We start from the raw sequence: 12,686 nt of genomic DNA, 5'->3' as shown, positions 1-12,686 counted from the left end.
GCGACGACACCCGCGACGGGGTCGGCGAGCAGCACCGGTACGCAGTCGGCGGTGAGCACGGCGAGGGCGAGGCCGCGGCGGGCGGTGACGATCGCGTCGACCTCCGGCGCCGGGCGCTCGCCCCAGGGCTCGTCCACGACCGCGACCTCGGCGCCGTGCACCTGGTTCATCCAGACCACGCGCGCCGGGTCCAGGCCCAGCGCGCCGGCGGTCAGTTCGCGGTTGGTCCGCACGGCACCGGGGTCGTCGCCGACCGCGCCGCCGAGATTGAGCTCCGCATACGGAGCGGCGCTCACCCCGCCCCACCTGTCGGTGAAGGCGAAGTGCGCGCCGCTCACGTGTCCGCGCTGTCCTATCACTTCAGGAAGTCCGGCACGTCCAGCTCCTCGGCCGCGCTGTCCGCGTAGGTACGGGACTGCGGCACCGGCGGGGCCACCGGAATCTCGACCACCGGCTCGGGGGCCGGCTCCGGCTCCTCCTTCGGGGTCACGCTGCCGAGCGAGCCGAAGGTCGGACGGCTCTCCGCCTGCTGCTGGCGGGGCGGAGCGGGCTCCTCGCGGCGCTGGGCCGAGGAGCCGGCGGAGGAGGAAGCCGAGGACGAGCCGAGGACGTTGTCCCGGCGGGCCGGGGGCTGGCCGCCGTCGAAGCCGGCCGCGATCACGGTGACCCGCACCTCGTCGCCGAGGGCGTCGTCGATGACGGCGCCGAAGATGATGTTGGCCTCGGGGTGGGCGGCCTCGCTGACGAGCTGGGCCGCCTCGTTGATCTCGAACAGGCCGAGGTCGGAGCCGCCGGAGATGGAGAGCAGGACGCCCCGCGCGCCGTCGATGGACGCCTCCAGCAGCGGCGAGGAGATCGCCATCTCGGCGGCGGCCACCGCGCGGTCGTCGCCGCGGGCCGAGCCGATGCCCATGAGGGCCGAACCGGCCTCGGACATGACCGACTTGACGTCGGCGAAGTCCAGGTTGATCAGGCCGGGGGTGGTGATCAGGTCGGTGATGCCCTGGACACCGGAGAGCAGGACCTGGTCGGCGGACTTGAACGCGTCCAGGACCGAGACCTGGCGGTCCGAGATGGACAGCAGCCGGTCGTTGGGGATCACGATGAGGGTGTCGACCTCTTCGCGCAGCTCCGCGATGCCGTCCTCGGCCTGGTTGGCGCGGCGCCGGCCCTCGAAGGTGAACGGGCGGGTGACCACGCCGATGGTGAGGGCGCCCAGCGAGCGGGCGATGTTGGCCACGACGGGCGCGCCGCCGGTGCCGGTGCCGCCGCCCTCTCCGGCGGTCACGAAGACCATGTCGGCCCCCTTGAGGACCTCCTCGATCTCCTCGCGGTGGTCCTCGGCGGCCTTGCGGCCGACGGCCGGGTTGGCGCCGGCCCCGAGTCCGCGGGTGAGTTCACGGCCGACGTCCAGCTTGACGTCGGCGTCGCTCATCAACAGTGCCTGCGCGTCGGTGTTGATGGCGATGAACTCGACGCCCTTGAGGCCGACCTCGATCATCCGGTTGATGGCATTGACACCACCGCCGCCGACACCGATGACCTTGATGACTGCGAGGTAGTTCTGCGGTGCTGCCACGTCGAAGGCCTCTCGCCTCGAATTACGTTGTCGCGCCGGGCGGTTCCCGACCGGGACGACGGATGCCGAATTGGGACGGTCCGAACGCCGACCCGAACCCTAACGCTGAAGTTTAGGGTTACCAGTGTGTCTGTTCCCTGGAGTCTTCTGAACAGGACACTAAGTCGACAAGCGGCGCCCGTTCAACGAACACGCCGAACCTCCCGTTTTTCTTTTCACCCTATGTGATCAGCCGTAGCAGTGCCCAACCAGGGTGCTGGCCTGCGCTGATGTGCGTCAACTCCCCGCTGACGCGGGGGCGGTGGGCACGCTCACGTCGAAGTGCCGGGCGCCCGGAGCTGCTTTCATGAGAGCTGTGAGGGCCCGTGCCTTGGCACGGCCCTGCTCCCCGCTCCCCCACTCCACGGTGCGTCCGCGGTCCAGCTCCAGGGTGATGGCGTCGAACGATCCCACCCTGACCGTCCCGGTGTCACGGGCGACGGCCGGCGGGAGACTGCCGGCCACCCGGACCGCCTCGCGCACGAGACGTCCGGTGCCGAAGCGGCGCAGGCTGGCGGCACCCGATCCCTTGCGGGAAACGGCGAGTTCGAGCATCGGTACACCCTTCGGCGCCTTCCCCACGACCGCGAAACGTACGCCCTCGTGATCGATCTCGGTGAACTTGCCGTTCTCGCGGGCCAGCAGCACCGGGGTGCGCTCGGTGACCTTCAGGGTGATGCCGTCCGGCCAGGACCGGGACACCTCGACGGTGTCGATACGGCGCAACTTCCCCCGCAGCCGGGCCTCGACGGCGTCCGTGCCGACGGAGGCCAGCGGGGCGCCGAGGGGAACGGCGGCGGCGGCGCGGACCTCGGCCGGGCTGAGCACCCGGGTGCCGGAGACCGAGACGTGCCGTACGCGCAGCCACTCCGAGCCGTAGAGCAGCCACACGGTACCGGCGCCCAACAGGGCCAGTGCGACAGCCGATGTGATGATCACACGAAGGTGGGGGCGCCTGAACCGGCGGACGAGCGGCGGGCCGGCCGACTCCTGCTGGCGTTCACCGCGCTCGGCGGTGGTCGAACCGGCCACGCTCGCTGTCCCTTCGTCGTGCGATGCCTAACGGCTGGAGGCGATGGCCTCGTACACCATGCCGACGAGCAGGTCGTCGGCGTCCCGGCGGCCGAACTCACCGGCGGCGCGGGACATCTCGTAGAGACGGTGCGGGTCGGCGAGGACGGGGAGCACGTTCTGCTGCACCCACTCCGGCGTCAGTTCCGCGTCGTCCACGAGGAGTCCGCCGCCCGCCTTGACCACCGGCTGGGCGTTCAGCCGCTGTTCGCCGTTGCCGATGGGCAGCGGGACATAGGCGGCCGGGAGTCCGACGGCGGTCAGTTCGGCGACGGTCATCGCGCCCGCGCGGCAGAGCATCATGTCGGCCGCGGCGTACGCGAGGTCCATCCGGTCCAGATAACTTACCGGGACGTACGGGGGCATCCCCGGCATCTGCTGCACCTGCGGCAGTTCGTTCTTCGGGCCGACCGCGTGCAGGATCTGGATGCCGGCCTGCTGGAGCCACGGCGCGACCCGCTGGACGACCTCGTTGAGGTGCCGGGCGCCCTGGGAGCCGCCGGAGACGAGCAGCGTGGGCAGGTTGGGGTCCAGGCCGAAGCGGGCGCGGGCCTCGGGGCGCGCGGCGGCACGGTCCAGGGTGGCGATGGTGCGGCGCAGCGGGATGCCGATGTAGCGGGCGTCACGCAGCTTGCTGTCGGGCGTGGAGACCGCGACCCGGGCCGCGTAGCGGGAGCCGATCTTGTTGGCCAGGCCGGGGCGGGCGTTGGCCTCGTGGATCACGATCGGCACGCCCAGGCGCTTGGCGGCCAGGTAGGCGGGCAGCGCGACGTAGCCGCCGAAGCCGACCACCACGTCCGCCTTGGTGCGCTCCAGGATCTGCTCGGCGGCCTTGATCGTGCCGCGCAGCCGGCCCGGCACGGTGATCAGCTCGGGGGTGGGCTTGCGCGGCAGCGGGACCGCCGGGATCAGCGCCAGCTCGTAGCCGCGCTCCGGGACGAGCCGGGTCTCCAGACCGCGCTCCGTGCCCAAGGCCGTGATCCCCACGGTGGGGTCCTGCCTGCGCAGGGCGTCCGCGAGGGCGAGCGCGGGCTCGATGTGGCCCGCGGTACCCCCGCCGGCGAGTACGACATGCACCGAAATTCACCGCTCTCCGGACGGACGCGCCGCCGAGGCACGCCGTCGCATCGTGTTCCATCTCCGTGGCACCCGCTCGGCACGGGAGCCCCCCGTCCGCTTTCTACCAAAGCGGGGTTGCCGCATCGCAAGCGCCGCCCGCGCACCGGGCTCGTCACGCGCGAACGCGATCAGCAGCCCGACGGCGAACATGGTCGGCAGCAGGGCGGACCCTCCGTAGGAGAACAGCGGGAGCGGGACGCCGGCGATCGGCAGCAGGCCGAGCACCGCACCGATGTTGATCACCGCCTGGGCGATGAGCCACGTCGTCACGCCTCCCGCGGCGTACCTCACGAAGGGGTCCTCCGTGCGTCCGGCCACGCGGATACCCGCATAGCCTAGAGCCGCGAACAGGGCCAGTACCGACAGCGTGCCCGCCAGGCCCAGTTCCTCACCTGTGACGGCGAAGATGAAGTCCGTGTGGGCTTCGGGGAGTTGCCCCCATTTCTCCACGCTGGCGCCCAGTCCGGAACCGAAGATCCCGCCCGAGGCCAGGGCGTAGATGCCGTGCACGGCCTGCCAGCAGTCGGCGGCGCCCGCCTTGGGCTCGGTGGCGCCGATGCAGGCGAGCCGGGCCATCCGGTTGGGGCTGGTCTTGATGAGGATCACACCGATCAGCCCTGCCACCGACAGCACCCCGGCGAAGAGCCGGGTCGGGGCGCCGGCCAGCCAGAGCAGGCCGAAGAGGATCGCGGTGAGGATGATCGCGGTGCCCATGTCACCGCCGAGCATGATCAGTCCGAGCAGCAGGAAGGCGACCGGGACCAGCGGGACCAGCATGTGCTTCCACTGGGTCAGCAGCCGCTTCTCCTGCTTGCGGGCGATCAGGTCGGCGCCCCACAGCACCAGGGCGAGCTTGCCGAACTCGCTGGGCTGGATCTGGAAGGAGCCGCCGAGCGAGATCCAGTTCCGGTTGCCGTTGACCGACATCCCTATCCCCGGCACCTGCACCAGGGCCATGGAGAACACGGCGGCGGCCAGGATCGGGTAGGCCAGCGCCCGGTGCAGCTTGACCGGCATCCGGGAGGCGGCGAACAGCAGCGCGCCGCCGATGACCGCGGCGAGGAACTGCTTGCGGAAGAAGAACGAGCCGGGCAGCGAGAGCTGCAGCGCGGTGATCTGGGAGGCCGAGTAGACCATCACCAGGCCCAGCACGGTGATCAGCATGCTGCCGCCCAGGATCAGGTAGTAGGCGGTCAGCGGCCGGTCCCACGCCTTGCGGGCGCGGTCGCGCAGCCGGCGCAGCGGGTTCTCGCCCGCGGTCCTCGGGGGCGCGGGACGGGCCGCCCGCTGTACGGGCGGCCGTCCGGTACGGCTACTGGGCATCCTGGCCTCCGCTGAACGTCGACCGTCCCACGCGTCCCTCCCAAGGTCCGCCCGGCGGGCGGCCGGGGTCAGGCGCCGAGTTCGCGGACCGCGGCCGCGAACGCGTCGCCGCGCTCGTTGTAGTTGGTGAACATGTCCATGGAGGCGCAGGCCGGGGCCAGCAGGACCGTGTCGCCGGGCCGGGCCAGCCCCTTCGCCTCCGTCACCGCCTGGAGCATCGCCCCAGTGTCGGTCCGGTCGAGGTCCACGACGGGTACTTCCGGGGCGTGTCGCGCCAGGGCCTCGCGGATCAGCGCGCGGTCGGCGCCGATCAGGACGACACCCCGCAGCCGCTTCGCGGAGTTGGCCACCAGCTCGTCGAACTCGGCGCCCTTGGCCAGTCCCCCCGCGATCCAGACGATCGGCTCGTAGGCGGCCAACGAGGCTTCGGCGGCATGGGTGTTGGTGGCCTTGGAGTCGTCCACGTAGGCCACCCCGTCGATGTCGGCGACGTGGGCGATGCGGTGGGCGTCGGGCTTGAAGGCGCGCAGTCCGTCGCGCACCGCCTGCGCGGGCACCCCGAAGGAGCGCGCGAGGGCCGCTGCGGCAAGGGCGTTGGCGATGTTGTGCGGGGCGGGCGGGTCCACGTCGGAGACCTCGGCCAGCTCCTGCGCGTTCTTCTGCCGGTTCTCCACGAAGGCGCGGTCGACCAGGATGCCGTCCACCACGCCGAGTTGGGAGACGGCCGGCGCCTGGAGCGTGAACCCGACGGCCCGGCAGCCCTCTTCGACGTCGGCCTCGCGCACCAGGTCCTCGGTGCGCGGGTCGGCCACGTTGTAGACGCAGGCGACCTTGTTGCCCTCGTAGATGCGGCCCTTGTCGGCGGCGTAGGCGTCCATCGATCCGTGCCAGTCGAGGTGGTCCGGGGCGAGGTTGAGGACCGCGCCGGAGTAGGCGCGCAGGGAGGGTGCCCAGTGGAGCTGGTAGCTGGACAGCTCGACGGCGAGCACGTCGTACCGCTCCTCGCCGAGGACGGCGTCCAGCAGGGAGACGCCGATGTTGCCGACCGCGGCCGTGCGCAGGCCCGCCGCCTTGAGGATGGAGGCGAGCATCTGCACGGTGGTGGTCTTGCCGTTGGTGCCGGTGACGGCGAGCCAGGGGGCCGCGTCGGGCCCGCGCAGGCGCCAGGCCAGCTCGACGTCGCCCCAGACGGGGACGCCCGCCTGCTCGGCGGCGCGGAACAGCGGCTTGTCGGGCTGCCAGCCGGGGGCGGTGACGATCAGCTCGGTGCCCTCGGGCAGGGTCGCGCCGTCGCCGAGGCGGACGGTGATGCCGAGCGCCTCCAGTTCCGCCGCCTGCTCGCGGGCGCGGGCGTCGTCGCCGTCGTTGACGGCCGTGACGATCGCCCCGCGCGCGTGCAGCGCCTTCGCGGCCGGCAGGCCGGAGACGCCGAGCCCGGCGACGGTGACGTGCTTGCCCTGGAATTCGCTGGTTCCCGAAGGCACCGAGGAGGTCACTTGTCCGCTGCCCATCCCGCGTAGAAGAGGCCCAGTCCGACGATGACGCAGATGCCCTGGATGATCCAGAAGCGGACCACGACAAGGACCTCGGACCAGCCCTTGAGTTCGAAGTGGTGCTGGAGCGGTGCCATCCGGAAGACGCGCTTGCCGGTGAGCCGGAAGGAACCGACCTGGATGACGACCGACATGGTGATGAGGACGAACAGGCCGCCCATGATGGCCACCAGCAGCTCCGTGCGGGAGAGGATGGCCAGGCCGGTGAGGACACCGCCGAGGGCGAGCGAGCCGGTGTCGCCCATGAAGATCTTCGCCGGGGAGGTGTTCCACCACAGGAAGCCCAGGCAGGCGCCCATCAGGGCGGAGGCGACCACCGCGAGGTCCAGCGGGTCGCGCACCTCGTAGCAGGCGGCCGGGTTGGTCAGGGTCATGGCGTTGGCGCAGGACTCCTGGAACTGCCAGACGCCGATGAACGTGTAGGCGCCGAAGACGAGGACGGAGGCGCCGGTGGCCAGGCCGTCCAGACCGTCGGTGAGATTCACGCCGTTGGACATGGCGAGGATCATGAAGAGCGCCCAGACCACGAAGAGGACCGGGCCGATGGTCCAGCCGAAGTCGGTGATGAACGACAGCTTGGTGGAGGCCGGCGTGTTGCCCCGGTTGTCGGGGAACTGCAGGGCGAGGACGGCGAAGCCGATGCCGACTATGAGCTGGCCGGCCATCTTCGCCTTGGCCCGCAGACCGAGCGAGCGCCGCTTGACGATCTTGATGTAGTCGTCGAGGAAGCCGACCAGGCCCATGCCGAACATCAGGCCGAGCACCAGCAGGCCGGAGTAGGTCGGCGGCTTGCCGGTGATCACCTTGCTGAGGAAGTACGCGGCGATCGTGGCCAGGATGAAGGCGATACCGCCCATGGTCGGCGTACCGCGCTTGCTGGCGTGCTCGCGCGGGCCGTCGTCGCGGATGTACTGACCGTAACCCTTGCGGGCGAGGAGCTTGATCAGCAGCGGGGTGCCGATCAGCGTCAGGAAGAGGCCGATGACGCCCGAGAACAGGACCTGGTTCATCATCGGGCGGCGACCTCACCCTCGGTACCGGCCTCGGCGAGCGTCTGCGCGACGCTCTCCAGCCCCACCGACCGGGACGCCTTCACCAGCACGACGTCCCCCGGACGCAACTGCTTGCGCAAAAGGTCGATCGCCGCCTGTGCGTCGGACACGTGCACCGACTCCTCACCCCACGAACCCTCGTTGTATGCGCCCAGTTGCAGCCAGGAGGCTTCGATGCCACCGACCGCGACGAGCTTGCTGACGTTGAGCCGGACGGCGAGCCGTCCGACCGCGTCGTGCTCGGCGAGAGCCTCGTCCCCCAGCTCGGCCATCTTGCCGAGCACCGCCCACGTGCGGCGCCCCTTGCCCATGGCCACGAGCGCCCTGAGGGCGGCCCGCATGGACTCGGGGTTGGCGTTGTAGGCGTCATTGACGATGGTCACGCCGTCCGGGCGCTCGGTGACCTCCATGCGCCAGCGGGAGAGGGTGCCCGCCCCGGAGAGCGCGGTGGCGATCTCGGTTGCGGACATGCCCAGCTCATGGGCGACGGCGGCCGCGGCGAGCGCGTTCGACACGTGATGCTCACCGTACAGGCGCATGGTCACATCGCTTGCACCGGAGGGTGTGCGAAGCCTGAAGGAGGGCTGTCCGCTGTCCGTGAGTCGTACGTTCTCGGCGCGTACGTCCGCTTCGGCCGACTCTCCGAAAAGGACCACCTTCGCCTTGGTACGGGAGGCCATCGCGCGCACCAGCGGGTCGTCGGCGTTGAGGATCGCCGCGCCCCCGTCCGCCGCCGAGGGCAGGCTTTCCACCAACTCGCCCTTGGCCTGGGCGATCTGGTCGCGGCCGCCGAACTCGCCGATGTGGGCGCTGCCCACGTTGAGCACCAATCCGACCTTCGGCGGGGTGAGTCCGGCCAGGTAGCGGATGTGCCCGATGCCGCGGGCGCCCATCTCCAGCACGAGGAACTTCGTCTCCTCGGTGGCGGACAGGGCGGTCAGCGGCAGCCCGATCTCGTTGTTGAGCGAGCCGGGCGTGAACACGGTCGGCGCCTTGCCGCCGAGCACCTGGGCGATGAGGTCCTTGGTGCTGGTCTTGCCGGCCGAGCCGGTCAGCGCGACGAGGGTCGCGCCGAGCCGTTCGACGACATGGCGGGCGAGGGCGCCGAGGGCCTCCTGGACGTCGTCCACGACGATCGCGGGCACGCCGACGGGGCGCGACGCCAGTACGGCGACCGCGCCCGCCTCGACGACCTGGGCGGCGAAGTCGTGGCCGTCCACCCGCTCGCCGACGAAGGCGACGAACAGGGTGCCGGGCACCACCTCGCGGGAGTCCCGGACGACCGGGCCGGTGACCTGGACGGACGTATCCGGTATGTCGTGCGTCTGCCCGCCGACGACTGCTGCGATCTCGGCGAGGGAGAGGGCGATCACAAGTTCATCCCTGGGTGTTCTGGATAGCTTCGCGGAGCACCTGGCGGTCGTCGAAGGGACGGATCACGCCGGCGATGTCCTGGCCCTGCTCGTGGCCCTTGCCCGCGACCAGCACCGTGTCACCGGCGGCGGCACGGCCCACGGCGGCGGCGATGGCGGCGGCCCGCTCCTCGAACAGCAGCACCTCGCCCCGCTCGTGCGCGGGGACGGAGGCGGCGCCTTCGAGCATGGTCGCCAGGATCGCCAGCGGGTCCTCGGAGCGTGGGTTGTCGGAGGTCAGTACGGCCGTGTCGGCGTACCGGGCCGCGGCCGCGCCCATCGGGCCGCGCTTGGTGCGGTCGCGGTCGCCGCCGCAGCCGAGCACGAGGTGCACCCGGCCCTTGGTGACCTTGCGCAGCGCCTTGAGCACCGATTCGACCGCGTCGGTCTTGTGGGCGTAGTCGACGACGGCGAGGTAGGGCTGTCCGGCGTCGACGCGCTCCAGGCGGCCGGGGACGCCGGGCACGGCGGCGATGCCGTCGGCGGCGGTCTGCGGGTCGATCCCGGCGGCGGCGAGGGCGGCCAGCGCGGCCAGGGTGTTGGCCACGTTGAACGGGCCGGGCAGCGGCGAACGGGCGTGCACCCGCTCGCCCTTGGGGCCGAGCGCGGTGAACGTCGAGTCCATGGGGCCGATCTGGACGTCCTCGGCGCGCCAGTCGGCGTCCGGGTGGCCCTCGGCGGAGAAGGTGACGACGGGCACGCCGGCCTCGGTGACGAGCCTGCGGCCGTACTCGTCGTCGGCGTTGACCACGCCGAGCCTGCTGCGCTCGGGGGTGAACAGGCTGGCCTTGGCCTGGAAGTAGTCCTCCATGCCGGAGTGGAACTCCATGTGCTCCGGGCTGAGGTTGTTGAAGACCGCGATGTCGAAGACGCAGCCGTCGACCCGGCCGAGGACCAGGGCGTGGCTGGAGACCTCCATGGCGACGGCGTCGGTGCCGCGTTCGCGCATGACGGCGAACAGGGCCTGCAGGTCGGTCGCTTCGGGAGTGGTGCGCTCGGACTTGATGCGTTCGTCGCCGATGCGGGTCTCGACGGTGCCGACCAGCCCGGTGGTCCGGCCGGCCGCCCGCAGGCCGCCCTCGACCAGGTAGGCGGTGGTGGTCTTGCCGGAGGTGCCGGTGATGCCGATCTGGAGCATGCCCCGGCCGGGGTGCCCGTAGATGGTGGCGGCCAGCTCGCCCATCTCCGCACGCGGGTCCTCGACGGCCAGGACCGGCAGGCCGGTCGCGGCGGCGCGGTCGGCGCCGGCCGGGTCGGTGAGGACGGCGACGGCGCCCAGACCCGCCGCCTGGGTGGCGAAGTCGGCGCCGTGCAGTCTGGCGCCGGGCAGGGCGGCGTACACGTCACCGGGGCGGACGGCCCGCGAGTCGTGGGTGATGCCGGTGACCCCGACGGACGCGGCGGTCTCGGCGGGCGCGGCGGTACCCAGTTGACCGGCCAGTTCCGCGAGGGAGATGGCGGAGACCTGAACCGGTCGCGGCGGTCCCGGATTTGTCACGGAAGCGCCTTTCTGAGTGGTTTGGGACTGATCGGCGTGTGGCACGGCGGTGAGCGTACCGGGAGTACCCGCTCCGGAGCTAAAACGGGGGTCGCGCTCGGTGCGGTGGGTACCTCGGTTCCCGTCGTCGGGGGTGATCGTTGTCACGGGCTCGTTCCTGGTGATCGGTGCCTGGTTCCGGTGGGGGCGGGTCAGGGCTGGTAGGAGACGGGCAGGGCGGCGGCCTTGGCTCCGGTCGGCGGCACCTGCATGGTCTTCAGCGCGAACTCCATCACCTGCTTGTAGACCGGACCGCAGATCTGGCCGCCGAAGTAGCTGCCGGAAGTGGCGTTCTGGATGGCGCAGTAGACGGTGAGGCGGGGCTTGTCGGCGGGGGCGAATCCGGCGAAGGACGAGGTGTAGCCGTGGTACCTCCCGGTGGCCGGATCGACGCGGTTGGCGGTGCCGGTCTTGCCCGCGACCCGGTAGCCGGGAATGCGGGCCTTGACGCCGGTGCCCTGCTCGTCGTCGACGACCGACTCCAGCATCTGGGCCACGGTCTTCGCGGTCTTCTCGCTGACCACACGGGTCTTCTTGGGCTTGGGCGCCGGCGCGAAGCGGCCGTCGGCCCCCTTGGTGCCGCGCACCAGGGTCGGCGCGACGCGGACTCCGCCGTTGGCGATGGTGGAGTAGACGGAGGCGGCCTGCATCGCGTTGATGGAGAAGCCCTGGCCGAAAGGGATCGTGTACTGCTGCGAGGTGGACCACTTGGCGGCGGGCGCGAGGATGCCCGGTGTCTCGCCGGGGAAGCGGAGCCCGGTGTAGCGGCCGATGCCGAACTGGCGCAGGTACGAGTAGAGCGTGTCGTTGGCGGCCCGCTGGGTCTTGCCGAGCTGGCCGGCGGCGAGGATGGTGCCGATGTTGCTGGACTTGGCGAGCACCCCGTTGAGGGTGAGGTACCAGGTGGCGTGGTCGACGTCGTCCTGGAAGAGCCGGTCGCCCCGGTGCAGCCGGTTGGGTACGACGACATGGGTGAGCGGGGTGGCCGCGTTCTCCTCCAGCACGGCCGCCATGGACATCACCTTGGCGGTGGAGCCGGGCTCGTACGCGTCCTGGAGGGCGGCGTTGCCCATGGCGGCGGAGTCGGCCTTGGAGAGGTCGTTGGGGTCGAAGCCGGGCGAGTTGGCCATGGCGAGGATCTGGCCGGTGGCGGTGTCCTGGACGACGACGTAGCCGCGGTCGGCCCTGGACTTCTTCACCTGCTCGGAGATCGCGTTCTGCGCGGCCCACTGGATGTCGCGGTCGATGGTCAGCTCGACGTCGCTGCCGGGCACGGCGGGCGTCTCGGTGGAACCCGCGGTGGGCACCTCGCGGCCGCCGGACTGGGCGTAGCGGATCTTGCCGTCCTTGCCGGAGAGCTGCTTGTCGAGCTGCTGCTCGATGCCGCCGCCGCCCCGGCCCTCGCTGTTGACCCAGCCCAGTATCCCGGCGGCCAGCTCCTTGTTGGGGTACACCCGCTGGCTGCTGGGGTCGGCGAAGACCCCGGCGAGCACGTTGGGGGTGCCCTTCTTGACGAAGGCGGCCTTGAGGTCCTTGATCTGCTTCCAGACCTGCGGGGTCTGCCGGGAGGCCAGCCGGGCGTAGCGGGACTGCTTGTTGGCCGGGCGGAGCTTCTTGACGAGCGCTTCCTGGTCCTGGCCGAGGATCGGGGCGAGCAGCGCGGCGGCCTGCTCGGGCCCGTCGGAGATCTTGAGCTGTTCGCTGCTGAACATCTTCGGGTCGGCGGTGATGTCGTAGGCGTCCTCGCTGACGGCGAGGGCGACGCCGTTGCGGTCGGTGATGCCGCCGCGCTCGGCGGTGAGGATGTGCGCCACGTAGCGGTTCTGCTCGGCCTTGGCGCTGTAGGTACTGGCGTCCACCGCCTGCACCTGGAGGAGGCGCACGGTGAAGGCGGTCAGCACCAGGGCGAGGGCGAGGCCGACCAGGCGCAGCCGGGGCCGGGGGCTGCCGAGCCGCAGGGCGGGCTTGACCGGGGGCCGCCGGCCGGCGGAGGGACGGCGG

At 71.4% G+C, this 12,686-nt stretch carries 10 protein-coding genes; all 10 read right to left on the bottom strand.

All coding sequences use genetic code 11. The annotated features are described in order from the left end of the window. On the bottom strand, window positions 1-359 hold a 359-nt coding region (locus GT030_RS01700; RefSeq protein WP_161199479.1), incomplete at its 3' end, for a laccase domain-containing protein. Then, a complete protein-coding gene (gene ftsZ / locus GT030_RS01695; RefSeq protein ID WP_161199478.1) occupies window positions 356-1,579 on the bottom strand; it encodes a cell division protein FtsZ in 1,224 nt (407 codons plus the stop codon). The genes GT030_RS01700 and ftsZ, both read right to left, overlap by 4 nt. A 276-nt stretch (window positions 1,580-1,855) precedes the next feature. After that, the gene (locus GT030_RS01690; protein WP_161199477.1) at window positions 1,856-2,650 is read right to left on the bottom strand and encodes an FtsQ-type POTRA domain-containing protein; all 795 of its coding nucleotides are present in this window, start codon (window positions 2,648-2,650) and stop codon (window positions 1,856-1,858) included. A 27-nt stretch (window positions 2,651-2,677) separates the two neighbouring features. Continuing rightward, window positions 2,678-3,766: an undecaprenyldiphospho-muramoylpentapeptide beta-N-acetylglucosaminyltransferase gene (gene murG / locus GT030_RS01685; RefSeq protein WP_161199476.1), complete on the bottom strand. Its 1,089-nt coding sequence runs from the start codon at window positions 3,764-3,766 to the stop codon at window positions 2,678-2,680. 6 nt (window positions 3,767-3,772) lie between these two features. Then, entirely contained in the window at window positions 3,773-5,131 is a 1,359-nt protein-coding gene (ftsW, locus tag GT030_RS01680) for a putative lipid II flippase FtsW (protein WP_161199475.1), read from the bottom strand. 68 nt (window positions 5,132-5,199) lie between these two features. After that, window positions 5,200-6,642: a UDP-N-acetylmuramoyl-L-alanine--D-glutamate ligase gene (murD, locus tag GT030_RS01675; RefSeq protein ID WP_202459558.1), complete on the bottom strand. Its 1,443-nt coding sequence runs from the start codon at window positions 6,640-6,642 to the stop codon at window positions 5,200-5,202. After that, entirely contained in the window at window positions 6,624-7,697 is a 1,074-nt protein-coding gene (gene mraY, locus GT030_RS01670; RefSeq protein WP_030810142.1) for a phospho-N-acetylmuramoyl-pentapeptide-transferase, read from the bottom strand. The genes murD and mraY overlap by 19 nt, the downstream gene beginning before the upstream one ends. Next, window positions 7,694-9,109 (bottom strand): UDP-N-acetylmuramoyl-tripeptide--D-alanyl-D-alanine ligase, encoded by a 1,416-nt coding sequence (gene murF, locus GT030_RS01665; RefSeq protein ID WP_161199474.1) that lies wholly within the window; start codon window positions 9,107-9,109, stop codon window positions 7,694-7,696. Before murF ends, mraY begins: the two co-directional genes overlap by 4 nt. 4 nt (window positions 9,110-9,113) lie before the next feature. Next, window positions 9,114-10,691 carry a UDP-N-acetylmuramoyl-L-alanyl-D-glutamate--2,6-diaminopimelate ligase gene (locus tag GT030_RS01660; RefSeq protein ID WP_346009537.1) on the bottom strand — a complete coding sequence of 526 codons (1,578 nt, stop codon included), beginning with the start codon at window positions 10,689-10,691 and terminating at the stop codon, window positions 9,114-9,116. A 146-nt stretch (window positions 10,692-10,837) separates the two neighbouring features. After that, a partial coding sequence (locus GT030_RS01655) for a penicillin-binding protein 2 (RefSeq protein ID WP_161199472.1) occupies window positions 10,838-12,686 on the bottom strand: 1,849 nt, incomplete at its 5' end.

Source organism: Streptomyces sp. SID1328 (assembly GCF_009865595.1).
Classification (GTDB): Bacteria; Actinomycetota; Actinomycetes; order Streptomycetales; family Streptomycetaceae; genus Streptomyces; species Streptomyces griseoluteus.
This window is presented reverse-complemented; position numbering and strand designations above follow the sequence as displayed.